Origin of the sequence: Tumebacillus avium (assembly GCF_002162355.1) — a bacterium.
In the GTDB taxonomy this organism is placed as follows: domain Bacteria; phylum Bacillota; class Bacilli; order Tumebacillales; family Tumebacillaceae; genus Tumebacillus_A; species Tumebacillus_A avium.
The window spans coordinates 467,217-493,520 of sequence record NZ_CP021434.1 but is presented as its reverse complement, the minus strand read 5'-3'; the positions used below and the strand labels follow the sequence as shown (position 1 = coordinate 493,520).

The following is a 26,304-nucleotide window of genomic DNA, read 5'->3' as shown; positions in this document are numbered from 1 at the left end:
GGTGTCATTAGAATTGGACGTGGACGGGCGCAATCGGATCATCGGCGAAAACTTGCGCAAATACAGATTGCTCAAAGGGCTGACTCAGGACGAATTGGCAGAGGGAATTTGTAGTGTGAGTCAATTGAGCAAGGCCGAGAACGGAAAGACCTACATCAAACGCACCCTCCTCAGACTCATGGCCGAACGCCTCGGGGTGACGGTCGAGCGCATCGAGATGCTCGATGCCATGCAGGAAGAGCTGACCGAAACGCTGCAGTTGGCCAAAGATGCCAACACAGCCAACAACTTAGACAAAGCATTCCAGTACGTCCGCGAAGTGCTGACGCAAAGCGAAGAGATGGGCTATCACACCTTATTCCTCGAAGCCCTGCTCGTCGAATGCAAACTGCTCAACCGCACCAAGCAACACTTCGAGGTCATCGACAAAGTCCAGCACGTCTTCGAACAAGAACTGCCTCAAGATTCCGCGCACAAGCTGCTCCTGATGTACGAACTGGGCCATGCGTACGAACTGAGCGGGAACATGGTCGCAGCGTTCGACTACTACTGCCGCGCCGACGAAGAGTTCCAGTTTGTCGAAGGCAAAGACGATGTGCGCCTGAGCGTCCTTTTCAACCTCGTGCGCTGCCATATCATCATGCAGAACTACCGCAGCGCCTTGCGATACGCGGAAAAAGCTGAGCAGCTCGCCGGCATCTACTCCAAGCATCTCTACCGCCTGCGCGTCTCCTACATGAAAGCCACGCCGCTGCGCAAGCTCGGCGAGACCGAAAAAGCCAAAGAGATCTACCTCGCCTGCCTGCGGGAAGCACAAGAGAACTCCTTCCTGCTCGACGTTGGCCTGATCAACAACAACCTTGGCAGTCTCTACAAAGACCACGGCGAGACCTCTCAAGCGCTTGCCCACTACCAGCGGGCGCGCAAGATCTACGAAATTCTTAACGAAGAAGCCTACCTTTGTGAAACGCTTGTTAATATAGCCGCAATCAACCGTTTAGAAGGGGATTTAGCAGGTGCTGTCGAAATTTGTAACCAAGTACTTTCGATGGCCGATAAAGTTCAAACAAATGTTTATCGAGAAAAAGGGTTAGCTACGCGTCTAATCGCATGGGTATTGGCCGATCAGGGCAACTTTACCGAATACATCGCGAAACTGGAAGAAGTGCTGGCCATCTACGAGCAGCACCAACTGGTTCGGGAAGCGTACGAAGTTGCCGTTGAGATCGCCGACAAGCTCTATGAGCAAAATGATCCGCGGGCGGTAGACCTCTATCGAAAGGCTGTCGATTTCAATACGAAAAGTCAGCAAATTGGTATGAGGAGATGACAGCAAGTGAAAAAATGGGTTGTGGTTGGTACTCTCTTGATGTTCCTGGTGAGCATCACAGCGGGGAACGGCGCGGTCAAAGTGGCAGACCAAATGCCACCGACACCGTCCGGGGGAGTAACGATTGAGTAAATTTGGGTGATGTATCGAAACCGGCTGCACGGAGAGCCGGTTTTTTTCTGCTTCCAACAGGGAACGGTAAACACGAAGGGGGGATGGGCGATGTGGGGTGCCTTGGCGCTCGCCGCAGCGGTGACCGTATCGCCTCCGTTTTGGCCGGCCTGGCCTCCGGTGGCAGATCAGGCACAGATGAAAGTGCCGATACAATGTCAGATGCCCGAACTGGACAATGGATGTGAAGTCGTCAGCCTCTCCATGCTTTTGCAGCACGCGGGCAAACCGGTCAGCCGATTGCAGCTCGCACAAGAAGTCGCCAAAGATCCAACTCCCATCCAAACGGACGAACTGGGCCGCATCACCTATTGGGGCGACCCGAACGTCGGCTTTGTCGGCGATATCACCGGCAAGCAGAAAGGCTACGGCGTTTATCATGGCCCGCTGACCCAACTGCTCAACCGCCATCTGCCCGGCAAAGCGCAGGACCTGTCCGGCAAAAATTTTGATAAAGTGCTGGAAAGCGTCTCGTCCGGCCATCCTGTCGTGGCTTGGACGACGAGCTTTTTTGACACCACGAAGCAATGGGTGTACTGGAACTCCCCGACCGGACAAGTCGCCGCCACCTTCCATGAACATGCGGTGCTGGTCGTTGGCTTCAATAAAAAGTCGGTGGAGATCAACGACCCGCTCGACGGCAAGCGCAAAAGAGTCAACCGGGAGCAGTTTCGCCGTTCATGGGAGATGATGGGCAAACAGGCGGTCACATATCGGTAACGGTACACGAGAGTTCCTGCTCTCGTGTCTTTTTGTTTCCCGGTGTTTCGGGTATGATAGCAAAGAGTGGCAAGAAAGGGGAATTTACGATGACAGCATCTTTCCATACATATGAACTGCCGGAGTACCAGACCAAAGCGCTGGAGAAAGCGGGCATCACCGCACCGTCGCCGATCCAGGAGGCAGCGATCCCGCTGATCCTCGAAGGCCGGGACGTGGTCGGCAAATCCCGCACCGGCACGGGCAAGACGCTCGCCTACCTGCTCCCGCAGCTGGCGAAGATCGAAGCGGACAAACGCGCCCTGCAAGTGCTGATCCTCGCGCCGACCCGCGAGCTGACCATGCAGATCGAAGGCGCGATCAAACAATACACCGAAGGCTCTGAGATCCGCGCCTTGGCGCTGGTCGGCGGCGGGAACATCGACCGCCAGATCGACAAGCTGAAAGAAAAGCCGCACATCGTCGTCGGCACACCGGGCCGGATCAAAGAAATCCTCGGCCGCAAAAAGATGAAAGTCCATGAAGTGAAGTCGATCACGATCGACGAAGTGGATCAGATGCTGGAGCTCGGCTCGCTAAAAGACGTCGGCGAGATCGTCAAAAGCACGATGCGCGACCGCCAACTGCTCTTCTTCTCGGCGACCGTCTCCGATGAAGCGAAAAAGATCGCCAAAGACTGGATGCGCGACCCCGTCTTCCTCGAAACGGAAGCAGGCTCGATGATCGGCAAAATCGAGCACGTCTACTTCTCGACCGGCAAGCAGGATAAGCCGGACACTTTGCGCCGTCTGGTGCGCGCGTACGACGTGAACCGGGCGATGGTCTTCGTCAACGAAAACAAAGGCCTGATGTGGCTCGTCTCCGAGATGCGCAAGCTCGGTCTGACCGCCGAAGGGCTGTCCGGCGAAGCGGCGAAGATTCAGCGCGAACAGGCGATGAGCGGTTTCCGTGACGGCAAGTTCCAGCTCTTGATCACCACCGACGTTGGCGCGCGCGGGCTGGATGTGGAAGGCGTGACCCATGTCTTCCACTACGACCCGGCGATCGACCCGGAACACTATGTGCACCGCGCAGGACGTACCGGACGCGGCACCCAGTCTGGCGTGTCGGTCTCGATCCTCACGCCTGATGAGAAATTTATCGTCAAGAAATTTGAAAAGGCGCTGGACTTACGCATCTTCTCCAAAGGGCTGGAGCAGGGCAAGATCGTCACGCGCCGCCCCGGAGCAACGCCCAGGCCTGCAGCGGCTACAGGGCCGAAAAAAGGCAAGAGCAATCCCAACAAAGGCAAACGCAAGTAAAACCCTTCGCATACGTTGTAGGTAACGATGCTGTGAGGAGGGTTTGCAAATGAGCGAGTCGGATAAGAAAGAGCCGCAAGCGCAGGAACCGCAACAAAGACTGGGTCACATCTCCAAAGGGATGAGCGAACTGCTCATTGCCGATATGTTTAACAAGCATGGCATCCAGCCGGAGCATCGCCGTCAGATGACAGCCGATCAGAAGCAGGAGATCATCGATCTCGTGCAAGACTTGCAGCGGCAGGTGGATGAGTTTATGAAACAAGGCCTCGTGGAGAAAAACGTCCAGCTGGAGCCGAAAGCTCCGCCGCCGGGCCGCATCGTGGCCGAACCGTCTTCTTCGCCTGCTCCGACCCTGAACAACGAAGCTGCTGCGCCCAAGCGCAAGCGCCGCATGGTGCTGCGCAAAGACAAGGACAAATAAGAAAGTTGTACCCCCAAGCCGTGATGGACTTCCATCACGGCTTTAAATTTGGGCGCAAAAACAGGGTGTATGTCCATACGCATTTGACCTTCCCGACATAGTGTATAGCAAAAAGGAGGGTTCACATTGAAACCGAAAGCACGCAAACGTTCCGGGGTTACCGCTTTCCCGAAAAAAGCGCAAAAACGCTGGGAGGATGCGCCTGTTACCAGCTTCTCGGCTGAGGAGGAAATCGTCATGAGCGAAAACACTGAACAACGCTGGTCCGCACTTGATCTGGAAATGGAGCACACCGGTGGCCGCGGCCGCGGTTCTGTCCTCGACGATGCCATCGTTGAACAAGAGGCAGAGCAACTGTCCGACACCGATCAATTCTCCGGCGAGTCGATCTACATCAAGGACTCCTGCGATGTTTCTGTCAAGACGACCGACACGCAAGCGTCCGTTAACCTGCAAGCAGCTCTGCAACTGGCGATCGCGCTTGTTCTGTCCATCTCCATCGCAGACAGCAACCGGGCGGAAGGCATTGCGCAAGACCTGCTGCAACGCGTCCAAGTTCGTCAGGAAAACCGCCAGAAACTGATCATCGACAACTCCAAGTGTGTACGTGTCACCACCACCGACACCGACGCTTCCGTCAACATTCAAGTACTGGTGCAAGTTCTCCTCGCTCTGGTTGCGAAGATCGATGTGCTGTAACAAGGAGTACTGGTAGCTGCCCCTGTTTGTACAGGGGCGTTTCCTTTCTAAGGCAAACGCATAAAAAATGTGCATTCGCCCAGTGCGTTTGTCCATACCAAATGAGACGCGCCCCCATATGATGTAAGCAAACGGCAGAGCCGTTGTGATACGTTGAGGTACCCTATCGGAAGGAGGCAGTTTAAAGTGGCGAATTGGTCTGCGCTTGATTCTAACTCGAGACACCCGCTGTGCAATGAAGATGAAGTTGTGCAAGAGGCAGCACAAGTATCGAAAACGCTGCAAAAATCGGAAGAGGTAATCATCATCCGAGATTCTTTCGGTGTTGATGTCAAAACTACCGACACGCAAGCCGCTGTCAACCTGCAAGTCGCTCTGCAACTGGCAATCGCCGTCGTGCTGAGCCTGACGATCGCGGACAGCGATAGAGCAGAAGCGGTCACGCAAGATCTTCTGCAAAAAGTTCAAGTCAAGCAAGTCAACAAACAGCGTACAGTGATCGAAAACTCCCGCAACGTCGAAGTCATCACTACCGACACCGATGTCGCAGCAAACATCCAAGTGCTGGTGCAAGTCCTGCTGGCGCTGGTTGCAAAAATCGATATTCTGTAAAAAGTTCACATCTCACCAAACTGCCCAAAAAGGGCAGTTTTTTTTGTCGAAATGGAGTAGAATCGGTAGAGTGATAGATAAGGAGGGACTCCTTTTGCACGGTGCTTTGCAAAATTTCCATGACCGGATGAGAAACGTCGCGGAGTTCTATCCGCTGTTTCGGCTGCGCGAACTGCGCAAATATCAGGAATATGACCTGCTGGCGTTAGGTGTCGGCGTGATGCTCCTCATCTTGGAGCACATGCTGATCGGCCGGCTCGAATCGGACCATAACGACGTGGCGCGTTTCTTGCGCGGGGTGATATCAGAATCGTACGGCAAGCAGCTGACCGAAGAGGAAAGCCGCGATCTGGCCGGCTACCTGCTCGCCAACCTGCGCAACGACGGACGCCCGTTTGAATTTACGTACCGCAATCTGGAAGCAGGACATGAGGACAAGCATACGTTTCACTTGATCGAAAATGGCACCTATCATGTGGCGAGCGGACAGATCCGCTTCAAGTTGTCGGACGCCGGGCTCGACCTGCTGTTTAAAACGCGCGAGATGTACAAAGAACTGCGGATCACGATCTCGCAGATTTTGCTGCGCCAACAGATCGAAAAAGGCGTGTTCGAAGACGCGATCCGCACCGTGTCCTCGCTGGGGCTGGACGTGCGCCAACTGCGCGAAGAGCTGGAACGGATGAAGATGGCGATCAAGCGTGACGTATCGCAGTTCTCCCTGCCCGCCTATGAGGCGATGCTGTCGGCGATCCGCGAGCAGTTTCAGAAGGAAAAGCAGATGTTCGACGACCTGAACAATCTGCTGCGCGACACGCGCTCCAACTATGAGCAGCGCGGCACGGAAGGGCAAGAGCGGACGATGAATCAGCTCGTCGAGATCTCGCAGCGGCTGAACCAGGTGATGAACCTGCACAACAAGCTGCTCACCGACAAGCTCGACCTGCAGGGGCTGGTACTGGAAGCGCTGGAAGAAGGGATCGTGCAGGGCTTCCGTTCGAAAGTCAACTTTGAGCGCGAGTTTCTCGATCCTGTCTTGCGCTCGGGCACGTCGCTGGAAAATGTGAAGCGGCTGATCGAGCCGATGCTGTCCTTGAACGTGAAAAAGCGCTTCAACATCCACAAAGCGTTTGCCCCGCAGCCGGTGCCGAAGCCGGAGCGTGAAGTCAAAGAGCAGGCGCCCGACATTCAGGAGGAAGTCGCGGTCGCCGTGGATGACCCCAAGGCGAAGCTGAAAGCGATCCGGGATGAGCGGTACAAAGGCTATCTGAAGATGATCTTTGAACCGCTGATGCACGAGCAGTCCCTGACTTTGCATGACATCTTGCGCGAACAGCCGGCCGACCGGCAGTATGATGTGGTCAACTCACGGGACTTTTACCCGTTTTTGGTGCAACTGCACCAGATGAGCCCGATCAACTTCCGGCTCGATGCGGAGACGAAGGCGAAGATTCTGGACGGGGACGAGACGAACGTGCCGTATCTGCTGATTCAACTGCTCAGTGAAGAGCCCGATTACGAGTTGCTCGGCACGGTGATGGTAACGGCGGAAGGCGAGGGCATGCGCCTGGCTGAAGAGGAGTGGACGGTGTCGAATTTCCGTTTTTATAAGGAGGGGTTGTATGTATAGCAAAGAAAGCGTGGAGCGGGCGATCCAGCTGTTTGTGCTCTTGCTGGAAAAAGGCGAGACCGACGAGAAGGACCGCGACCTCGTGTTTGCCTATAAGGAAGACCCTGCTGCGCAGGAGATTGTCGCGCAGATGATCGAGAAAGAGGCAGGCATTAAGATCTTGGGCGTCGGGGACAAGCTGTATGTCACGCCGGCGATTGACAATAAAGTATTTGGCTATACGAACGAAGAGCTGCGCGTGAAGCTGGGCTTACGCTCCGACAACGTGGCGATGGGCTTGAAGCTGTACGTGGCGTATTTCATCATTTTGGCGACGCTCGCCATGTTCTACAACTCGGACGACTTGAACACGAAAGTCCGCCAGTATGTGCCGATCGAGGAGCTGGAGCAATACGTGACGGAGAAGCTGCACATGGTCGGCACAGGCGAGTACGGCGATTACCTGTCACAGGAGTATGAGTTCAACTTCCAGCAGGTCGCCGAGTACTGGCACAACATGCCGGCGTTTGACGAGACGTTGACCAACCAGCGGATGGGGCGCAACTCGCGGGTCTCGTACCTGCTGAAAGTGTGGTCGTTCCTCGAAGAGGAAGGCTTGGCGAAAGTGGCGATGGACTCGGAGCTGCATCCGACCGACAAGCTCGACCACATGGTGCGCAAGTATTACTCGCATCAGAAGCGGAAAAACGACCTCTTGTCGCTGATTTCGCAAAAGGAGATCTTCTATGCCTAGCATTAACCGGATTCGACTGGTCAACATTCAATATGACAAAGGCGGCAAACAGTACGCGGATGAGCTGTTTAAGCTGCACGGCAAAAACACGCTGTTCAACCTCGCCAACGGCGGGGGCAAGACGTTGTGGCTGCAACTGGTCACCCAGGCGGCGCTGCCCGGCGCGATGTACGGATCGCGGCGGATGGTCGACCTGCTGGCCCATGAGCGCTACACCGGGCATATTTTGGTGGAGTGGAAACTGGACAGCTTTGCGGAGCGCGAGTTTTTGCTGACCGGATTCTGCTTTACCAAGTCTACCGATGAGGAAGGCGAGTTGAAGTTCTTTACGTATACGCACCAGTACAAGATCGCCGATGAATTTGGGATCGTGAAGATGCCTTTGGTGACCGACGGACGGGTGCTGTCGTATGGGGATTTCTATAACCTGCTGCGCAAAGAAGGCACAGGCGGCGGACGCAAGCTGCAGACGTTCTCCCAGCATGACCGCCGCAAGTACATCAACCATCTGGCCCAGTACAACATCTATGAAAAAGAGTGGCTGGCGATCCGTACCACCAACGGGTCGGAAGGCGGCATGGACGGATTTTTCGCCCGCTCCAAGACGGAGCAGTCGCTGCTGGAGAACCTGTTGATTCCGACGGTCGATCAGGCTCTGTTCCAGGATGAGGATGAGGCGCAGGATCTGGCGAACTCGTTTTTGCGCTATAAGGACAAGCTGTTGCGGATTCCGCAGATCGAGAAGAATCTGGAAGAATTCCGCGTGATCGAAGAGGCGGGGCGCACGGTGCTGGAGAAGGTCGAGCGCTACTCGGAGTCGGGCAAACTCAAGCGCGAACTGGAAGGGCAGCTCACCGCCGTGAAAGGCCGCCTGGAAGAGATGGTTGGCGAGCGGACGGAAGAGGCCGAGGCGCTGGAGATGGTCGTCGGCAGCATGAAGGAGCAGATTCGCGAAGAGGAGTTCAAGCAGGCGTCGCTCGATGTGAATGCTCTGAAGGAGCAGTTCCGCAAGGCGGAGCTGGCGGTGCAGGAGTTCACGCAGCGCTTGGAGGAGCTCGACGACGCGGAGATGGAGGCGGAGAAGCAGGTGCGGCTGCATCGCGCCGTGCCGAAGTTTTTGCAGATCAAGGAGTTTGAAAAACGCCTTGCGCGCGACCAGGAAACGCTGGCCGGGCTGGATATGCAAAATGAAGACCTGCTGACCGAGTTGTCGACGTATCGCGGGCAGTTTTTGACGCTTTGGCAAGAGCGGGTCGAGAGCTTGCAGGCGGAGCTTGCGGCGAAGAAGCAAGAGAGCCAGAAGTGGAAGGACGTTGAGCGGGAAGCGGATGAAAAGCTGGTTGAGCTGGCCGATGCGCTGAACGACCTGTCCAAGACGAGCGGCGAGATTGAGGTCTGGTTCAAGCAGTTCGAGAAGCAGAAGCGTGCGGTGACGGAGACGCTGGGCGAGGAGATCGCCGAAGAGCCGGTGACACATCGTGATGACCTGCGCTGGAAGGAGATCGAGTGGACGAACCTCGTCCGCGAGCTGGAAGCGGAGATCGAGACGTCGGAAGCGGCGATCGAACAGGGACAGACGGCGATCGAAACGGCGAAAGACGAACTGCGCATCGCACGGCGTGATCAGGAGAAGACGGAAGGTAAGATCACGGAGTATGAAGAGCGCAAGAAGCAGGTGCTCGGCCGCTTGGAACTGCTCGATCTGTCCCGTTCCGACCTGCACGGGTCGAAGGCGGACATCGAGCTCTCCCTGACGCAAAAACGCGAAGGCTATGCGCGTGAATACGCCAAGCTGGCGGCGAAAAAAGGCGCGGTGGAAGAGAAGATGGAGCTCTTGAAGAGCGACCATTACATTCCGAGCCAGGATCTGTTGTATTTCCAGCAGGTGCTTGGCGACTGGGGCATTGAAGCGGTGCTTGGCTCGCAGTGGCTGCAGGAGCAGGAGGAAGCGATGCGCGAGACGTATGTGCGCGCCAATCCGATGCTGCCGTATGCGCTCTTGCTCGGCGATGCGGAGATCAAAAAGCTGCACGATCCGCGTCTGGACTGGGAAGGCGTGCGCGTGGAAAGTCTGGTGCCTTTGTTTGCCCTCTCTTCTGTGGCTGAAGCGGCGGTGGCGACAGAAGGGCAGGTCTTGCAGCTGGGTGCGGGCGGATTCGTTTCGCTGCATGGCGGGTATTCGCCGTTCCTGTCGCAGGACTCGCTGAACAAGCGCCGCACCTCTTTGGAGGCGGAAGAGCTGGAACTGATCGGCAAGATGGACGTCGTGGAAAAGTCGCGCCGTCATATCGAGCAGGTCAGCGACGACCTGAGCCGCTTTTTCGAGACGTATGGGAAAGACCCGCTGAACAGCCTGCAGACCAAGAAGGACTCGCTGGTGCTGAAGGCTGCTGAGAAAGATGAAGAGATTAAAGGTCAGACCATTAACATTGCTGAACTTCGCGCCAAAGTCGCTGAGGCGAAAAAGAGCATCAAGGAGCACGGGGAGAAGCTCGACGAGCTGCGCGACAAGCTGCGCCTGCTCGACCCGTTCGCCGGACTCGCCGCCGAGCGCAAGGAGAAAGAGGCGGAGCGCAGCGGGCAGAAGGACAAGGAAGCGGCGTTTAAAGCGGAGCAGCGCGATGTGGTGAAAACGCGTCAGGATGCCCGCGAGCAGGAAGACCGTCTGATGCCTGCGTTGTTCTCGCTGGAGAATGAGACGACCGCGCTGCAGAAGGAGCGCGAGAAATACCTCGGTTCGGCGGTGGTGGAAGCCACGCCTGCTGAGGAAGGGCTCAGCTATGACATGGTGCAGGGCAAGCTCGACTCGCTGGAAGACCTGTTGGCGCAAAAGTCGGTGGGGCGCGATGAGCTGGTGCGGCTGATTCAGAACCATGAGGAGTCGATCCGCCAGAATCAGGCTTACATCGAGGAGCAGCTCGTGACGGAAGAGGATCTGGCCGGCTTCCAAAGCGCGCCGCCTGCGTCGGAGTTGACGTATTGGGAAGGCCGTTTGAAGGAGTCGCAGCAGGAGAAGAAACAGGCGGAGAAAGACCGCACCGTGCTGCAGTCGGAGCAGAAGAAGCTCGAAGGCATGATCGAGACGGAAGAGAAGAAAGTGAAAAAGGACTTCGACCGTCCGGCTTACCAATATGGCGACGATGTGGATCTCGGCGAGGAGAAGGAGCGCTTGAAGCAACTGCTCAGCGAGCTCTGGACGCAGCGCAAGGCGAACGAAAGCGCGCTGGAGGAGACCAAGAAGTCGCTGGCGGAAGTGAAGGGCCTGCTGCAAAAAGCGGAAACGTTGCTGTCGGCGTACTCGATCGAATGCGAGCCGTTGGAGCTGGCGGAGGAGCGGGCGAAGAAGCTGACCCATGAGCCGACCGCTGTGGTCACGGAGATCGACAAGACGCTGCAGAAGACTGCGAAGCAGACGGACGAACGCCGCCGCGAGCTGGACGATGAGTTCTACAGATTTGAACGCTCGATCGACAAGTATGAGTCGAAGATCGTGCAGAAGTTTATCCGCTCGGTGATCGACTCGAAGTCGGAAGGCGATATGAACGACATCGAGCAGGTGCGTCCGGTGTTTGAGAAGTGCTTTGAGATGATGAACCTTTACATTGAAAAAGCGCATCTGGAGCGTCAGGAGCTGGAAGAGGCGAAGGAAGAGCTGGTGCACCGCTGTCTGCAGCATGCTGACCGGGTCTATGACAACCTGAAGAGCATCGCGCAGTACACGAAGATCGACTACCGCGGGAAAAAGGTGCAGGCGATCGACATTCAGCTCAAGGAGAAGTGGGAAGAGCCGGAAGGGCTGCGCTTGATGAGCTCGTACCTGCATGCGCTGACCGAAGAGCTGCAGGCCAAGGTGACGAAAGGCGAAGATGAGGATGACATTGAGAAGTGGCTGGGGATCAAGCTGTCTTCGAAGCATCTGCTCAACGTCACCGCCCCGATCGGCGAAGCGCGGATCAAGGTGTTTAAGCCGCAGCAGGTGCCGGGCGAGAAGGTGCGCTATGACCATTGGTCGGAGATCATGAAGTGGTCGGGCGGCGAGCAGTATACCGGCTGTTTCGCGATGTTTATCGCCGTCTTGTCGTACCTGCGGGCGAAGATGTCCGGGATTGAAAATGCCTCTAAGGTGCTGCTTGCCGACAACCCGTTTGGCGTGGTGTCGTCGCCGCACTTGCTGCAGGTGATCTTCAAACTGGCGCAGGCGAACAAGGTGCAGATGATCTGTTTGTCCGACCATAACAAGCAGTCGATCTATGATCTGTTTGAAGTGGTGTATTCGCTGAAGCTGGTGCCGGCGCTGGGCCGTTCGATCATTCAGTCGACGGAACGCCGTCCGGAAAGCGTGATGGAAGCCGGGTTCTACGAGATCGATTTCGATCAGGAAGTGGAGACGGAGCAGAAGTCGCTGCCGATCTGATGTATGTACTGAGGGCAAAGCAGAAGAGCCATCCAAATGGATGGCTCTTTTTATTTGCCAGTTAGGCGCGACAGGGCCTGCTGGACGGTGAGGTAGGTCTCGATCGAGGAAAAATCCAGTCCGATGCCGATCGCCGTCTGGGCGAGTTCGGGACGGATGCCGGTCAGGACGACGTGGACGCCGATCAGCCGAAGCACGTTATAAATGCGGAACAGGTGGTCGGTGGTCAAGGTGTCGATCACTTGGATGCCGGACAGGTCGATGATCAAAATGTTCAGATCGAGCTCGGCAATCTGCGGTATGACTTTGTTATGGATCTGCTCGGCGCGGAAGGTATCGATGGTGCCAATCAGCGGGAGCACGGCGATCTTATGTAAGATCGGGACGATCGGGGCGGAGAGTTCGGCCGCTTCGATGCGGGCGAGCTCGATCAGTTTCTGTTTGTACTGGTCGTGCGCTTTGATCGTCTCGTTGATCGAGATGTCGAGCGTGTGGTTGATGCGCTCTTGGATGACCATGTACTCGTCAAAGTTGAGGGCATTTTCTTGCGAGATTCTCCCGACATAACGCAGGAAAGCGGCGCGGATGTTGGGAATCACGGCAAGCGTCTGGTCGAGCGGCTCTCCGTTTTGCGCGGCCTGTTCGCCTAAGTTGCGGCTCCAGCGTTCCACTTCTGCAAAAATTTCGCCCGGCTCATGGACGAGCGCTTTGCCCATCAGCTCTGCCAGATTGGAGAATCTGGAGCGGCTCTCCAGGTAGGCGTGCTCTTCGATGTCTTCGAGGCGCAAGCTCAGTTTGGCGATGATATCTAAAATCACGCGTTCGCTGACGTGCTCTTTTTCTTGGATCAAATGAGAAGCTACATCTTGGATTGGACTCATATCAATCACCTCACGAACTTTGATACAGAAGTTAACTTCGATTGTTACTTGATTGTACTACACGTTAGACCTTTTTATCTATCCTAGTTTCGCTATAATAGTTATATGCGTGATTTACGGAATTGAGGTGAAGAGGGTGCTGGCGCTTGATGGGGAAGCCAGAAACCGCATTATCGGGGAGAACTTGCGCCGCTACCGGCTGCTGCGCGGATTTACGCAGGATGAGGCAGCGGAAGGACTGTGCAGCATTTCGCAGTTGAGCAAGGTGGAAAACGGCAAGACGCATCTTAAGCCCTCGCTGCTGAAAGTTTTGGCGGAGCGGCTGGGGGTGACGATGGAGCAGCTGGAATCGGCCGATTCGCTGCACGATGAACTGACGGAAACGCTGGAACTGGCCAAGGCGGCAACGCTGGCCGGGCATGATGAGCGGGCCTTTGGGTATTTTCGGAAGGTCAGCGCGACAGCACGGGAGCATGGGTATCGCCGGATTTTTATGGAGGCGGTATTGGGAGAATGCCGGCTGTTGAACCGCTTGAACGGCTGTGTGCAGGCGGTCGAGCTGATCACGGAGGTATTGGCTGAGCCGGATGGATGCGAGGAGCCGAAACAGCGGGTGGAATTGCTGATCGAGCTGGGCAAGGCGCACCGGCTGTGCGGGAATATGATGATGGCGCATGATTGCTATTGCCAGGCGGATGAGGAGTTTGAACATGTCGACGGCAAGAATGAGTCGCATCTGCGGACGTATTATGAACTGGCGGATTGCCATTTTTATATGCAGAACTATCGGACGGCTCTGCGCTATATGGAGAAGGCGGAGCAGTTGTCACAGGAGCTGTCGATGCATTTGACGCGGATTCGGTGCACTTATTATAAGGCGACGATTTTGCGGAAGATGGGGCAGTCGGAGAAGGCGAAGGGGTTGTTTATCGGGACGCTGAAGGAGGCGCAGGATAATCAGCTTTTGTTTGATGTGGCGACGATTAATAATAATCTCGGCTGTCTGTATAAGGCGGCCGGGGAGTATGGGCAGGCGAACGCTCATTTTCAGCGGGCGCTGCAGGTGTATGAGCTGCTGAATCAGGAGCAGTATTTGTGTGACCCTTATTTGAATCTGGCGGAGATTGCGCTGGCTGTTGGGGATGTGCAGAAGTGTTTGGGACATCTGGCGGACGTGCTGGGGATTGTGGAGCGCTCGGGCGGGCAGTTTTATATGGAACACGCGAGGGCGCTGCAGATTCGGAGTTGGGTGGAGCGGGATGCGGGTAAGTTTGAGGTTTATGTGGAACAGGCGATGGAGGTGCTGGGGATTTATGCGCAGCACTCGGTTGTGGGGGAGGCGTATGAGCTGGCTGTGGAGTTGGCTGATGTGTTGTTTGAGAGGAAGGATGGTCGGGCGGTGGAGTTGTACCGGACGGCTATAGGGTTGAATGAAAAGGTGTTGGCGTTTGGGTTGCGGAGGTAGCTGGGTGGTCGGGTCCGGGCGGGACATGCTCCGGGTTCACGTTTCATCTGTACCCCTTGATTGAGTAAAACCGTAAAACCTTTTTAGCGGATGGGTAAAGATTCAAAGATCACCACTTCCGCATATCCCGCCCTCCCCCGAGCTTCTCGGGGCGGCGGGTGTTTGTTTTTTTTAGAAGCCTAAGAACTGGGTGAGGCGATGTAAGATCGTCTCGATTTCGGGCTGGTAGTTGGGGTGGTTTTGTTTTTGGGGATCGAAGATCACCAGTTTGTTGATGTTGATTGTTTTCTTTTTGCGATCGGCCTTCAGGTCGATCGTGCCAACGATCGATCCTCGGATGAGGATCGGGAGGGCGAAGTAGCCGAATTGGCGCTTGGCCTCAGGGACGTAGGATTCGAGGCGGAAGTGGGTGTCGAAGATTTTTTCGAGTCGCGGACGGTGCCAGATCAGGTTGTCGAAGGGCGAGAGGAAGGTGCTGTGCGTCGGCTCGTCCTCGAGCTGCGGCAGCAACTCGGCGTCTTCTGGGAGCATGTAGTAGGGCTCGCTGTCGCCTGCGACTTGGACTTGTTGGAAGTCGGTGAGGTGCGGACGCACCGTCTGGCGCTTGAAGCGGAAGTAGTCGGCGATGTCTGACTCGGTGGCCGCTCCCATGGCTGATACGGCCTTGTGGACGTAGCGGTGGATGGTGTCGGCTGTGGTTTGGGTTTGGTTTAGGAGATTGCTTGGCACTTGGTCTTGGAGGCGGCAATAGACTTTGTGGAACTTGGTGTCGCGAAGCGCGCCAATTTCCCCGCTGCGCCAGAGCTGGTCGAGGGCGCGGCGCACCGGGCTGAGCTGCCAGGTGTCTTTTTGTGTTTGGGGCAGCTCTAAGACGCGGGCCGCCTGCTGGCCGGTCAAGGTGCCATGCTGCTCGATCGCTTGCAGGAGCTGGTCGTGGAGCGGGGTGCGCTCGACACGGGTTTCTTGGAAATGGCGCAGGAAGGGCTGCATGTAAGGATGCTCCTGCATCGGCAGGACGGATAAGGCATGCAGGTAATGCTCGAACATGTGGTGTTGCTCGTAGAACTGGTGGAACCAGTCGGTTTGGAATTCTTGCATGCGGGACCAGAAGATCAGGTGCTGGCTGCGGGTGACGACGTTGAGGGTGTCGAGCTGCACGCAGCCTAAGTTTTGGAAGATGGTCAGGGCTTCTTCGGGCGTTGACGCCGTCGGCGTATGGTATAAGCCTTGTTTGTACAGCGCAAGGCGCTGTACTTGGTGTTTGGTGAGCGTATGCAAAAAATCCTCCCCTTTGTGTTCTTTAAGGGGAGGATTTCCATTTTGGGGGCAGATCTTCCTGCCCTAGAGAGTTTCTTTTTTCTTGCGGGGCTTGGTCTTGCGCTTGGATAAGCGGATTTTGACGATGGTCTCGGTCAAGGTGTGCTTGGAGATCATGTCCGGGGTCAGCTTGCCTTGCGCGGTCAGGATGGAATAATCGAACGGAGTTTTCAGCTCGTCTTTGGCGATCAGGAGCTCTTGGGCCAGGGCGTCTTTGTCAAAGTTGTCTTTGACATACGCTTTTTTGGAAAGCACTGCGAATTCGCCGTTGGGCAACGGCAGCACCATGTCATCTTCTTCGGAGTCTTCGAAAAACTGCTCGATCTCTTCGAACAGGAGCTTGTTTTCTTCTTTGCGCTCTTTTTCGATCTCTTTGTTTTGGAAGTATCGAAGAATCTTATCTTCTAATTGAAGCGTGCGCGAAAGCTGCGCTTCTTCTTCTACGCTCAGGTCTTTCAGTTCCAAGTCTTTCATTTCTACTTCTGCCATGCGTTTCTCACACTCCCGTTTTCAGAGTACATGTTCCATCATAACGGAGTTTGTGTAGGAATGAAAGACTAGGAAAAAGATAGGACTTGTCAATTGATGGAATAGTGATAATATATTGATTATGATACTGCAAAACAATAAAAGTTAAGGGAGGAACAAGTAATGAAAAAGGATATGTTTGATCTAGATTTGACTGTAACTGAACTGGCAGTAACAACGGAAGGTGACACCACCGCGTATCCGTGGGGCCCGTCTGTGAACTGCTCTTATGCTCCGGCTCAAGACGAAATCGGTCCGGAAGTTCAAGTTTGCTAGTTTGACAGGAGCAAAGACACCAAGGGCAGCAGCCGTTGGTGTCTTTCTTTATCTGAAGGAGGCTGTGAGATGCGGGAGAAGATCATGGACATCGCGAGAGTTATCGGGCAACGCACCTCTGACCTGCAGCGGTTCGAGGCGATCCGGACGGAACCTTCTTGGATCGGATACGACTTCGCCAACGGCTATGCGGGCATCTGTCCGCTGCTCGGCGAACTGGATCGCTTGGAACCGGATGCAGGATGGGACTTGAAAGGGCACGCGCTGCTCCAGGCGCTGCAAGGCGAGATGGCACAACGCCCTCTGACGTCGCTGTCGCTCTGGCTCGGCGTGGCCGGGGTGGCGATGGCTGTGCGCAGCTTGTCGCGCGGCGGGACGCGCTATGTGCAGTTTACGGAACAGCTACACGGTCTGTTGCTGCGCAGTCTGGACGAGCAGCTGGCCGACAGAACGCAGCGGCTGGGCGGCGGCGTGAAGGCGGTTGACTTTGAACTGATCCAAGGGATGAGCGGCGTCGGGCGCTACCTGCTGTTGACGGCAGAACGGCCGGAGATGAAGGCGGCGCTGTTGCGCGTGCTGGAGTATCTGGTGCGGCTGACCGCGCCGAAGCTGGTGGACGGGGTGGAGGTGCCGGGCTGGTACATTTCGTTTGACCAGCTGGCGACGCCGCAGGAACGGCGGTTGTCACCGCAAGGGCACTTGAATCTTGGTCTGTCACACGGGATTCCCGGCGTGCTGGGCCTGCTGTCCCTGGCGCTGGAAGCGGGGATCGAGGTGCCGGGGCAGAGCGGGGCGGTCACGCGTATCGCCGACTGGCTGATCTCATGGCGGCAGACGGATGCGACGGGCAGCTATTGGCCGACGCATGTCAAATGGGCAGACTTGCAGGCCGGGCGGGTGCTGCAGCCGTATTATCGCGAAGGCTGGTGCTACGGCGCACCCGGCGTGGCGCGGATGATCTGGCTGGCCGGACGGGCGCTGGGGCGGAGTGACTGGCAGGAGGAGGCGGTGGCTTCGTACCGCGAAACGTTCCGCCGGCCGGAGGAGCTGTGGGATGCGCACAAGCCGAATTTTTGCCATGGACGGGCCGGGTTGCTGCAATTGACCGCCGCGATGGCGGCAGACAGCGGGGCGGCCGACTTGGCGGTGCAGCGCGACCGCCTGCTGGACGGGGTGCTGGCGGAGTACGACCCGGACACTTCGTTTGGCTATGGGGATGATCCGGGGCTGCTCAACGGTGCGGCCGGAACGGCCCTCGTTCTGCTGGACCGGATCGGGGAGCAGGGCACGGCATGGGAGACTGCATTTTTGATTCGCTAGGCTGTGCCGAAATCTAAGTTTGCTAGTTTCGATTAAGTAAAGTTTAAGCAAAAGCGGCCTTTCCAAAAAGGGTCGCTTTTTTTCTTGTATCAGGAATGATAGAATTTATAGCGTTGATTCCTGAACAGAACGGGGCTAAGTGAATGACGACATTAACGATTGATCAAATAGAACAAGTGCAGGCCGAGGCGCGGCAGGATGAGATGCCGCGCGCTTTGGCTGTCCTCCGTGAGCGGATGGCAGCGGCGGGCGATGAGAAAAACGCGGCGAAAGTGGCCGAGCTGTCAGAGAAATGGGAGCAGGGAGCGTTTGCGATCGCCTTCTGCGGACATTTTTCCGCCGGCAAGTCGAGCATGATCAACAAGTTGCTCGGCGCGGACATCCTCCCGTCCAGCCCGATCCCGACCTCGGCGAACATCGTGGAGATCAGAGGCGGCGCAGAAAAGAAAGCGCTCGCTTATCTCACCGACGGCGACGCGATCGAATTCGACCTCGACACGGAGCTTGAGAAGATCAAGAACTACGCGGCCGACGGCAACACCGTGGTGAAGATCGAGATCACGCATCCCAGCGAACTGCTCGGCGAGCACGTCTCGGTGATGGACACGCCGGGGATCGACTCGACCGATGATGCGCATAAAGTATCCACCGAGTCGGCGCTGCATCTGGCTGATGTGATTTTCTATGTCATGGACTATAACCATGTCCAGTCTGAGTTGAACTTTTCGTTTACCAAGACGCTGAAAGACCGCGGCAAGCCGGTCTATCTCGTCGTCAATCAGATCGACAAGCATATGGACTTTGAGCTTGATTTTGACGAGTACCGCGAAAGTGTCATCGAAGGCTTTGCCACGTGGGGGATCGAGCCGGATGGCTTGTTCTTTACGTCTTTGATGGAAGAAGATCATGACGAGAACATGTTCGACCAGTTGCAGGACAAGCTCCGCGAGCTGTTTGCGGACAAAGGCGCCCTACTCAAGAACAGCGTTGTCGCATCCGGCCTCTACCTGATTGAAGAGCATGCCAAAGTGCAGGCGGCACAAAATGCGGAGCGCAAGGCCGAGCTGCACGAGTTCCTGGAGAGCTTCGGCGACTATATGCAGATCAGCTGCGACGCGTCGGTGCTGGGAGAGGAATACGAAGCATGGCGCACCGCGCCGCCCGACCTTGAGGACGACATGAAAAAAGCGGTCGCGACGCTGCTCGACAACGCGAAGATCACGCCGTTCCAGACCACGGAGAAGGCGGGGGCCTACATCGCCTCGCGCCGTCCGGGCTTTAAAGTCGGATTCCTGTTCGGCTCGGCGAAGAAGACGCAGGAGGAGATCGACAACCGCCTGCAAGCTCTGTACACCGATCTCCAAGACAAGGTGCAGACGAACATCGACTGGCACATCCGCGGCATTTTGATCAAGGAAGTGGAGCGGTACAGCCTGCGTGATGAAGCGTTCAACAATGCGGTGACCGACGAGTTCCGCGTCGATTTTCAGCCGGAGCTGCTCGCCAATGCTGTCAAGGAAGGCGGCTTGTCCTCCGAAGAATACATGTACCAATACGCCAAAGACATCTCGGCGGAGATCAAGGCGCTGTATCGCCTGGAAGCGCAGCGCTTCATTGAGATGGGCGTCGCGCTCGCCAACCGCCGCTGGGAAGTGGATGGGGCCGAGCACCGCGAAGTGATCGCCAAAGGCAAGCAGATCTGGGCGGCACAAGAAGAGATTTATAAGCTGGAACAGGCAGAACAAGGCGCTGTGCAAGCGCTGATCAGCATTTTGTCAGGGAAGGAAGCGTAAGTCATGGAAGATTTCAAATCAAAACTGGGCGCCACCGCGACCCGTCTGCGCAGCGCTGCAGACGCTGTACACGCCATCACCGGCTTCAAAGGCATCGCAGCCGGGATGAACCAGCGGGCGGAACGCCTCGAGAAAAACTTGTTCACCGTCGCGCTGTTTGGCGCGTTTTCGGCGGGCAAGTCGTCGTTTGCCAATGCGTTGATGGGCGAGATGGTACTCCCCGTATCGCCAAATCCGACGACGGCGGCGATCAATAAAATTTTGCCGCCGACGGAGACCTATCCGCACGGCGCGGTGCGCGTGAAGCTCAAGTCGGAAGGAGACATCACCGTCGACGTGCAGCAGTCGCTCGCTGTGTTTGGCCTGTCTGCGGGTGATCTGGAAGGGTCGCTGACGGTGATCGCCACGCTCGATCCGACTCAGGTGCAGCCGAACGCCAAGCCGCATTTTTCGTTCCTGAAAGCGGTGGCGAAAGGGCTGGCTCCGATCCAGGAGAACTTGGGCAACGAGGTGATCGTCGACCTCAAGGAGTTCAAGTCGTTTGTCGCCAAGGAGGAAAAAGCGTGCTTCGTGGAATGGATCGAACTGTACTATGACTGCCCGCTGACCCGCCAAGGCATCACGCTGGTCGACACGCCGGGAGCGGACTCGATCAACGCGCGTCACACCGGCGTGGCGTTCAACTACATTAAGAACGCCGACGCGGTGCTGTTCGTCACTTACTACAACCATGCGTTCTCCAACGCGGACCGCGAGTTCCTGATTCAGCTCGGACGGGTGAAAGACACCTTTGAGATGGACAAGATGTTTTTCGTCGTCAATGCCTCTGACTTGGCGAAAGACGACGAGGAACTGCATGGCGTTGTGCAGCACGTCCGCAAAAACCTCGTCTCCTGCGGGATCTCCATGCCGCGCATCTATCCGGTCTCTTCGCAGACCGCACTGCTGGCGCGCCTGCATGAAAAAGGCGAGCTGAAAGGCTCGGCGGAGAAAGTGTACCGCCAGCGCACCGATTCCGGTGATGGCGAGCTGATGGCGTCCGATGCGGCGCTGCAGCTGTCCGGGATCACGCAGTTTGAAAAAGACTTCCTGTCCTTCACGATCTCCGAATTGACGCAGATCGCCGTCGGTTCGGCGGAAGCGGAGATCAAACGCGCCTTGAGCGCACTGGAAGAGCTGATCGCTTCGGCGAACGAAGACGAGTCGGTGCGCAAGGAGAAACTGCTGGTCGCCGAGACGGCAAAAGCGCAGGCCCAAGCGGCGATCGCGGCGCTGGACGCATCGGCGGAGGAGAAAGCGCTGCTCAAAGAAGTGGACGAGTTGGTTTACTATGTCCGCCAGCGTCTGTTTTTCCGCTTTGGCAACCTGTTCAAAGAGTCGTTCAACCCGGCTGTGCTGCAGGACGACGGGCGCGACTTGAAGGCGGCGCTGCGCAATTCGCTCGATGAGCTGGTGCGCTTGATCGGCTTTGACCTCGGGCAGGAGATGCGGGCGACCGCGCTGCGGGTCGAGAAGTTCCTCAACCAAAACGGCAAGCGCATCCATCAACGCCTGTGCGCCGGAGTGGTCGAGGCGGGCGTGAGGACGTTGTTTGAAGCGTACGAAGCGCGCGAGTTTGACACGCTGGAATTTGGCGACACGTTGCCGCAGTACAACCCGGCCGATTTTTCCAAGGAGCTGGGGCTGTTTAAGAGCGCCAAGGACTTCTTTGAAAAGAACGGGCGTCAGGCGATGCAGGACGCGTTGGAAAAAGGGATGGAGACGCCGGTGCAGGCGTATCTGGACGGCGCGTGCGAGCGTTTTAAAACGGAGTACGGCCAGGAGCTGAACCTGTTGGCCGGCCGTTTGCAGGCGGAGCTCGGAGCGCAGATCGAAGAATATTTTGCCGGCCTGTTCGAAGCGCTTTCCGCTCAGGTCGATGTGGTACAATTGAGCCGGGTGCGTGAACAGCTCGAAGGTTTGACGCAAGCATAGAGGAAGGGGTTGTCCTTGTGGTAAAACGTTTTATTGCTATCTGGCTGGGCTTGTCTTTTGTCCTGTTTCTGATTAGCTACCTGGGCGCGGCGGAGAAGCCGGATACGTTCGGTGAAAACTATGGCATCCTGTACATCTGGCTCTTGTGGATGTTCCCGGTGACCTGCCTGATCGAGTTGGGCATCAACTTGGTGAAAAAGCGCAAGAATAAATAGAGTTCTGCAAAGCACACTTTCCGGCTGCGGAAGGTGTGCTTTTTTGTCGATTGCGGCTAGACAGCGGTGCGATCAAAGTGATATCATGTGTATATAGAATTTAGACAATTTAAAAGGGGGACTCCTTCATGCAAGAGAAGAAGACGATGGCCTGGAACGGATTTTTGGGGCTGTTGATCGTGTTGCTGTTGTTCGTGCTGAGCGGCTTGAGTATCGCGATGCAAACGCCGGTCGGGTTTGCGGTCGGCGCGCTGGCGATTCTGGCCGCGCTGGTGGTCTGGACGGGACTGTTTATCGTGCAGCCGAACCAGGCGCGCGCGATGGTGTTTTTCGGGAACTACAAAGGGTCGGTGCGCAGTCCGGGCTTCTTCTGGACGATTCCGTTTACTTCGAAGCCTAACGTTTCGCTGAAAGTGCGCAACTTCAACTCCAAGCAACTGAAAGTCAACGATGTGGTCGGCAACCCGATCGAGATCGCGGCGGTGATCGTGTTTAAAGTGACCGATTCGGCCAAGGCGCTGTTTGAAGTGGATAACTATATGGAGTTCGTGGAGATTCAGAGCGAGACGGCGCTGCGCCACATCGCATCGCTGCATCCGTATGACAATTATGATACGAACGGAACGTCTCTGCGCGGCAACACCGATGAGATCGCGGTGGAACTGCAGCGCGACCTGCAGGGGCGTCTGGCGGTGGCCGGTGTGGAAGTGTTGGAAGCGCGTTTGACGCACCTCGCATATTCTCCGGAAATCGCCGGGGCGATGCTGCAGCGCCAGCAGGCGGCGGCGATCGTGGCGGCGCGGGAGAAGATCGTGGAAGGCGCTGTCGGCATGGTGCAGATGGCAATCGACAAGCTGAAGGCGGACGGGGTCATCGATCTTGATGAAGAGCGCAAAGCAGCGATGATCAACAACCTGATGGTGGCGATCGTCTCTGAGAAACCGTCCCAGCCGGTCGTCAACGCGGGGTCTATCTACTAGGCCCGCGCCATGACCAAAAAAAAGCAGTTTCCGCTGCGCCTCGACCCCAAGCTCTATGAGGCGCTGGAACGCTGGGCAAACGACGAGTTTCGCAGTGTGAACAGCCATGTCGAATACCTGTTGCGGGAAGCGGTGAAGAATGCCGGCCGCTTAAAAGAAGAAGGGAACTGATCGCATAGATCAGTTCCTTTTTCGTTGTTCTATTCTGCTGTGTTCACCATGTGGTGGGCCGTCTGGATGAAGCGGTCGTAGATAAAGTCGGCAACCGGTCCTTCGAGGCCGATCTCGTCCATCGCTTCACGCATGCAGCCGAGCCAGAACTTGGCACGCTCGGGCGTGACGGCAAACGGCATGTGGCGGGCGCGGAGCATCGGGTGGCCGTACTTTTCGGAGTACAGCTGCGGGCCGCCGAAAAATTGGGTCAGGAACAGATATTGCTTGTCGGCCGTCTCGGTCAGGTCATCGGGAAACATGTCTTTGAGACCGGGGTGTTCGCCCACTCGTTTGTAAAAAGCATCGACCAGACGACGGATCGTCTCGCCTCCGCCGATCATTTCATAGATGGTCTTTTGCGGATTGTCCAACATGGAAAGACTCCTTTCAGAAACAGGCTTCCTCTACATTTTAACACAGCGCGCGGGGGATGATGTGAAGGTTGGGTGACATGAAAGCGGTTGCATTGTTTCTGTCCTCAAATATTTGATTGACTAAAACATTTACGGACTATATTATATTCCAAGGGGAGGCGATACTGCGTGCGTAATCAGGTTGCAGAGCAATTTATAAAGTTGTTTCGCCGGCTGAGCGCCGAATATCGCCAGGAACTCAACCGTGATCTGTCCGGGCCGCAAGTACAGCTGTTGGAAGCGCTCGATCGGTTTGGACCTTCGAAGGTATCCGATCTGGCCGACAAGCTCTACGTGACGGTCGGCAACGTGACGCTTTTGGCCGACCGCCTGCACAAAGTGGGCTACCTGACCCGTGAGCGTTCGGAGAAAGATCGCCGTGTGGTGATTCTGGCGATTACCGAACCGGCGCGTGAAGTGCTTGAACAGGCCAAGGCGATTCGTGAACGGTTGTTTGCGCAGTATTTTGGCATCCTAAGCGAGGAAGATGCAGAAACTCTCGTTCGGGTGCTAAGCAAAGTAACATCGCAATTTGAGGAGGGGAACCATGGAGGAACTCGATAAAAGGACGAAGATCATGATCATGATCGCGATCATGGCGAGCATGCTGTTTGCATCGCTCAATCAGACGATCGTCGGCACCGCTCTGCCGCGCATCATTGCTGAGCTTGGCGGGATGGAGTATTATTCGTGGGTCTTCACGATCTACATGCTGACGTCGAGTGTGACAGGGCTGTTGGTTGGCAAGCTGTCCGACATGTACGGACGCAAGCCGTTTATTTTGGTCGGTCTCGGGCTGTTTATGATCGGCGCATTCTTGACCGGCACATCTCAAGATATCATTCAAATGATCTTATATCGCGGTCTGCAAGGTTTTGGCGGCGGCTTTATCATGTCGACCGCATTCTCGGCGGTCGGCGACTTGTTCCCGCCGCGTGAACGCGGGAAATGGCAAGGTTTGATGGGCGCCGTGTTCGGCATGTCGGCTGTCATCGGGCCGTTCCTCGGCGGCTGGATCGTCGACAACGCAGACTGGAAATGGGTCTTCTGGGTCAACCTGCCGATCGGCGTGATCGCCTTCCTGCTGATCATGCGCCTGTTCCCGAAAAAGACAGGCAAAGCGACCGGACGCGTCGACTATGCCGGCGCGATTTTTGCCACCGGGTTCCTCGTTCCGCTCTTGCTGGCGTTCTCGTGGGGCGGTTCGAAGTACGAATGGGGCTCCGGCACGATCATCGGGCTGATTGCCGGCGCGGTGGTCTCCCTGCTGCTGTTCATCTGGGCAGAGAGCCGCGCTGAGCAGCCGGTGCTGCCGCTGGCGCTCTTTAAGAACGGCATCTTCAACGTCGTCAACCTGATCGGCTTCCTGAGCGGTGTGGCGATGTTTGGCTCGATCATGTACATTCCGCTGTTTGTACAAGGCGTCATTGGCACGACGGCGACCGCTTCCGGTCTGGTGACGATGCCGATGATGGTCTCGATGGTCGCATGTTCGGCGCTGTCCGGGCAGGTAACGTCGAGAACGGGCAAATACAAGTTCATGGCGCTGATCGGCAGCGTCGTGCTGGCGGTGGGGATGTTCATGCTGACCCGCATGTCCACCGAAACGTCCAACCTGATGACTTCGATCGACATGATCGTCGTCGGCGCGGGCCTTGGCTTCTCGATGCCGATCCTGATGCTGGCAGTGCAAAACGCAACGTCGCAGAGCTTGATCGGTGTTACCTCTTCTGCGGTGCAGCTGTTCCGTCAGATCGGCGGTACGGTCGGCGTCGCGATCATGGGCACTTTGATGAACAACCGGATTCAAGAAGAGCTTGCGAAAATCATGCCTGAGCCGGTCAAGCAGTTCCTGGCCGCTCCGGAGATGGCATCGCATGCGAAAGACTTGACCAACCCGCAACTGCTGGTCGCACCGGATCAGCTGGAGGCGATTCGCGCTCAGATTCCGGCGCAGGTTCAACCGATTTTCGATCAGTTGATTCAATCGCTGAAAACGGCGCTGGTGGCCGGTCTTGATGAAGTGTTCCTCGTTGGTTTTATCATCTCGCTGCTGGCGCTGGTCATCACCTTCTTCCTGAAGGAGATCCCGCTGCGCACTTCGAACAAAGATCCGGAACCTGCGAAGCCGGAAAACAACAACAACCCTGAATTGCAACCGTCCGGCTCCTAATGGAGCCGGGCTTTTTTTGTTGACAGCGGGTTGGTAATTTGATTATGATCTAATTAGAAATATATCGAAGGAGTTGTGGCGGAATGCAGCTCGACAGAATGCTGGAATTTCACAAGGCGCTGGCCGACGCCAACCGCTTGAAGATCGTCATGCTGCTGGCGGCCGGACCACTCAGCGGGCAGGAGATCGCGGAGAAGCTGGGGCTGACCCCGGCGACGGTGACGCACCACATGAACTTGTTGCGCAATGCGCTGGTCGTCAAAGGGGTGCGGGAAAAAAACACGATTTATTTTGAGTTGCTGGAGAAGGAACTGCAGACCAAGTCGCAGGCGATCTTGAGGAGGGTGGAGACGGTGAAGCGAACAAGTAGCAGTGAACGGGAGAAAGTGGTGCAGAACTTTTTTGATGCGGACGGGAAACTTAAGAACATCCCGTCGCAGCGGAAGAAGAAATTGTTTGTGTTCGAGCACCTGTTACAAGGGCTGGAAATCGGGCATCCTTACAGCGAAAAAGAAATTGACGCGTACATCAACCAGTACCATGAGGATCATTGCACGATCCGCCGCGAGTTTGTGATGAACCATTACATGTACCGGGAAGACGGGGTGTACACGCTGAATCCGCCGGAGCTGTGGGCGAAGATTGAGTAAGCTGGGTTACAGACAATTTCCAGCGGAAGGAAGAAATGTTTCGTAAGTCGAAAGAGTTGCGTATGAACAGTG

The 26,304-nt window shown here is 56.3% G+C and carries 25 protein-coding genes; 21 read left to right on the top strand and 4 right to left on the bottom strand.

Annotated elements, in window-relative coordinates:
- Position 1: 1 nt before the first annotated feature.
- The 10 genes from CBW65_RS02475 (at position 2) to CBW65_RS02435 (ending at position 12,034) form a co-directional block, all read left to right on the top strand.
- Positions 2–1,330 carry a helix-turn-helix domain-containing protein gene (locus CBW65_RS02475; RefSeq protein WP_198299733.1) on the top strand — a complete coding sequence of 443 codons (1,329 nt, stop codon included), beginning with the start codon at positions 2–4 and terminating at the stop codon, positions 1,328–1,330.
- 6 nt (positions 1,331–1,336) lie between these two features.
- Positions 1,337–1,462 carry a hypothetical protein gene (locus tag CBW65_RS25010; protein ID WP_269767995.1) on the top strand — a complete coding sequence of 42 codons (126 nt, stop codon included), beginning with the start codon at positions 1,337–1,339 and terminating at the stop codon, positions 1,460–1,462.
- A gap of 90 nt (positions 1,463–1,552) precedes the next feature.
- A complete protein-coding gene (locus tag CBW65_RS02470; RefSeq protein WP_157721732.1) occupies positions 1,553–2,221 on the top strand; it encodes a C39 family peptidase in 669 nt (222 codons plus the stop codon).
- Between the two features lie 89 nt (positions 2,222–2,310).
- Positions 2,311–3,522, top strand: a complete 1,212-nt coding sequence (locus CBW65_RS02465; protein ID WP_198299732.1) for a DEAD/DEAH box helicase — start codon at positions 2,311–2,313, stop codon at positions 3,520–3,522.
- A gap of 49 nt (positions 3,523–3,571) precedes the next feature.
- Positions 3,572–3,946, top strand: coding sequence for a hypothetical protein (locus CBW65_RS02460; protein ID WP_087455441.1), 375 nt, complete (start codon positions 3,572–3,574; stop codon positions 3,944–3,946).
- Positions 3,947–4,183: 237 nt separating this feature from the next.
- Complete coding sequence (locus CBW65_RS02455; protein WP_087459088.1) at positions 4,184–4,645, top strand: spore coat protein; 462 nt, start codon at positions 4,184–4,186, stop codon at positions 4,643–4,645.
- A 186-nt stretch (positions 4,646–4,831) separates the two neighbouring features.
- Positions 4,832–5,257: a spore coat protein gene (locus CBW65_RS02450; RefSeq protein ID WP_332457830.1), complete on the top strand. Its 426-nt coding sequence runs from the start codon at positions 4,832–4,834 to the stop codon at positions 5,255–5,257.
- 94 nt (positions 5,258–5,351) lie between these two features.
- Entirely contained in the window at positions 5,352–6,887 is a 1,536-nt protein-coding gene (locus tag CBW65_RS02445; RefSeq protein ID WP_087455440.1) for a hypothetical protein, read from the top strand.
- Positions 6,880–7,620 (top strand): DUF6063 family protein, encoded by a 741-nt coding sequence (locus CBW65_RS02440; RefSeq protein ID WP_087455439.1) that lies wholly within the window; start codon positions 6,880–6,882, stop codon positions 7,618–7,620. The genes CBW65_RS02445 and CBW65_RS02440 overlap by 8 nt, the downstream gene beginning before the upstream one ends.
- Complete coding sequence (locus CBW65_RS02435) at positions 7,613–12,034, top strand: coiled-coil domain-containing protein (protein WP_087455438.1); 4,422 nt, start codon at positions 7,613–7,615, stop codon at positions 12,032–12,034. Before CBW65_RS02440 ends, CBW65_RS02435 begins: the two co-directional genes overlap by 8 nt.
- 50 nt (positions 12,035–12,084) lie before the next feature.
- Here CBW65_RS02435 and CBW65_RS02430 read toward each other — a convergent pair whose 3' ends face one another.
- Positions 12,085–12,915, bottom strand: a complete 831-nt coding sequence (locus tag CBW65_RS02430; protein ID WP_087455437.1) for an STAS domain-containing protein — start codon at positions 12,913–12,915, stop codon at positions 12,085–12,087.
- A gap of 136 nt (positions 12,916–13,051) precedes the next feature.
- Here CBW65_RS02430 and CBW65_RS02425 point away from each other — a divergent pair, with 136 nt between their 5' ends.
- Positions 13,052–14,380, top strand: a complete 1,329-nt coding sequence (locus tag CBW65_RS02425; RefSeq protein ID WP_198299731.1) for a helix-turn-helix domain-containing protein — start codon at positions 13,052–13,054, stop codon at positions 14,378–14,380.
- 171 nt (positions 14,381–14,551) lie between these two features.
- Here the strand turns inward: CBW65_RS02425 and CBW65_RS02420 are convergent, their stop codons facing one another.
- Positions 14,552–15,658, bottom strand: coding sequence for a winged helix-turn-helix domain-containing protein (locus tag CBW65_RS02420; RefSeq protein WP_157721731.1), 1,107 nt, complete (start codon positions 15,656–15,658; stop codon positions 14,552–14,554).
- A gap of 63 nt (positions 15,659–15,721) precedes the next feature.
- A complete protein-coding gene (locus CBW65_RS02415; protein ID WP_087455434.1) occupies positions 15,722–16,186 on the bottom strand; it encodes a hypothetical protein in 465 nt (154 codons plus the stop codon).
- A 162-nt stretch (positions 16,187–16,348) separates the two neighbouring features.
- On the opposite strand from CBW65_RS02415, the gene CBW65_RS24020 reads away from it, so the two are divergent.
- The 7 genes from CBW65_RS24020 (at position 16,349) to CBW65_RS02385 (ending at position 22,954) form a co-directional block, all read left to right on the top strand.
- Positions 16,349–16,501, top strand: a complete 153-nt coding sequence (locus tag CBW65_RS24020; RefSeq protein ID WP_157721730.1) for a hypothetical protein — start codon at positions 16,349–16,351, stop codon at positions 16,499–16,501.
- 69 nt (positions 16,502–16,570) lie between these two features.
- Complete coding sequence (locus CBW65_RS02410; protein ID WP_087455433.1) at positions 16,571–17,821, top strand: lanthionine synthetase C family protein; 1,251 nt, start codon at positions 16,571–16,573, stop codon at positions 17,819–17,821.
- Positions 17,822–17,964: 143 nt separating this feature from the next.
- A complete protein-coding gene (locus CBW65_RS02405; protein ID WP_087455432.1) occupies positions 17,965–19,614 on the top strand; it encodes a dynamin family protein in 1,650 nt (549 codons plus the stop codon).
- A gap of 3 nt (positions 19,615–19,617) precedes the next feature.
- Positions 19,618–21,588: a dynamin family protein gene (locus CBW65_RS02400; protein WP_087455431.1), complete on the top strand. Its 1,971-nt coding sequence runs from the start codon at positions 19,618–19,620 to the stop codon at positions 21,586–21,588.
- 17 nt (positions 21,589–21,605) lie between these two features.
- A complete protein-coding gene (locus CBW65_RS02395) occupies positions 21,606–21,803 on the top strand; it encodes a hypothetical protein (RefSeq protein ID WP_087455430.1) in 198 nt (65 codons plus the stop codon).
- Positions 21,804–21,931: 128 nt separating this feature from the next.
- Positions 21,932–22,783, top strand: coding sequence for an SPFH domain-containing protein (locus CBW65_RS02390; RefSeq protein WP_087455429.1), 852 nt, complete (start codon positions 21,932–21,934; stop codon positions 22,781–22,783).
- Positions 22,784–22,792: 9 nt separating this feature from the next.
- The gene (locus tag CBW65_RS02385) at positions 22,793–22,954 is read left to right on the top strand and encodes a type II toxin-antitoxin system antitoxin (RefSeq protein WP_087455428.1); all 162 of its coding nucleotides are present in this window, start codon (positions 22,793–22,795) and stop codon (positions 22,952–22,954) included.
- Between the two features lie 29 nt (positions 22,955–22,983).
- On the opposite strand, the gene CBW65_RS02380 is transcribed toward CBW65_RS02385, so the two are convergent.
- Positions 22,984–23,370 (bottom strand): globin domain-containing protein, encoded by a 387-nt coding sequence (locus CBW65_RS02380; protein WP_087455427.1) that lies wholly within the window; start codon positions 23,368–23,370, stop codon positions 22,984–22,986.
- Between the two features lie 168 nt (positions 23,371–23,538).
- Between CBW65_RS02380 and CBW65_RS02375 the strand changes: the two genes are divergently transcribed.
- The 3 genes from CBW65_RS02375 (at position 23,539) to CBW65_RS02365 (ending at position 26,232) form a co-directional block, all read left to right on the top strand.
- Positions 23,539–23,973, top strand: coding sequence for a MarR family winged helix-turn-helix transcriptional regulator (locus CBW65_RS02375; protein WP_157721729.1), 435 nt, complete (start codon positions 23,539–23,541; stop codon positions 23,971–23,973).
- Positions 23,957–25,582, top strand: coding sequence for an MDR family MFS transporter (locus tag CBW65_RS02370; protein ID WP_087455425.1), 1,626 nt, complete (start codon positions 23,957–23,959; stop codon positions 25,580–25,582). The genes CBW65_RS02375 and CBW65_RS02370 overlap by 17 nt, the downstream gene beginning before the upstream one ends.
- Before the next feature lie 83 nt (positions 25,583–25,665).
- On the top strand, positions 25,666–26,232 hold the full coding sequence (locus CBW65_RS02365) for a DUF2087 domain-containing protein (RefSeq protein WP_087455424.1): 567 nt from the start codon (positions 25,666–25,668) through the stop codon (positions 26,230–26,232).
- Positions 26,233–26,304: the final 72 nt, after the last annotated feature.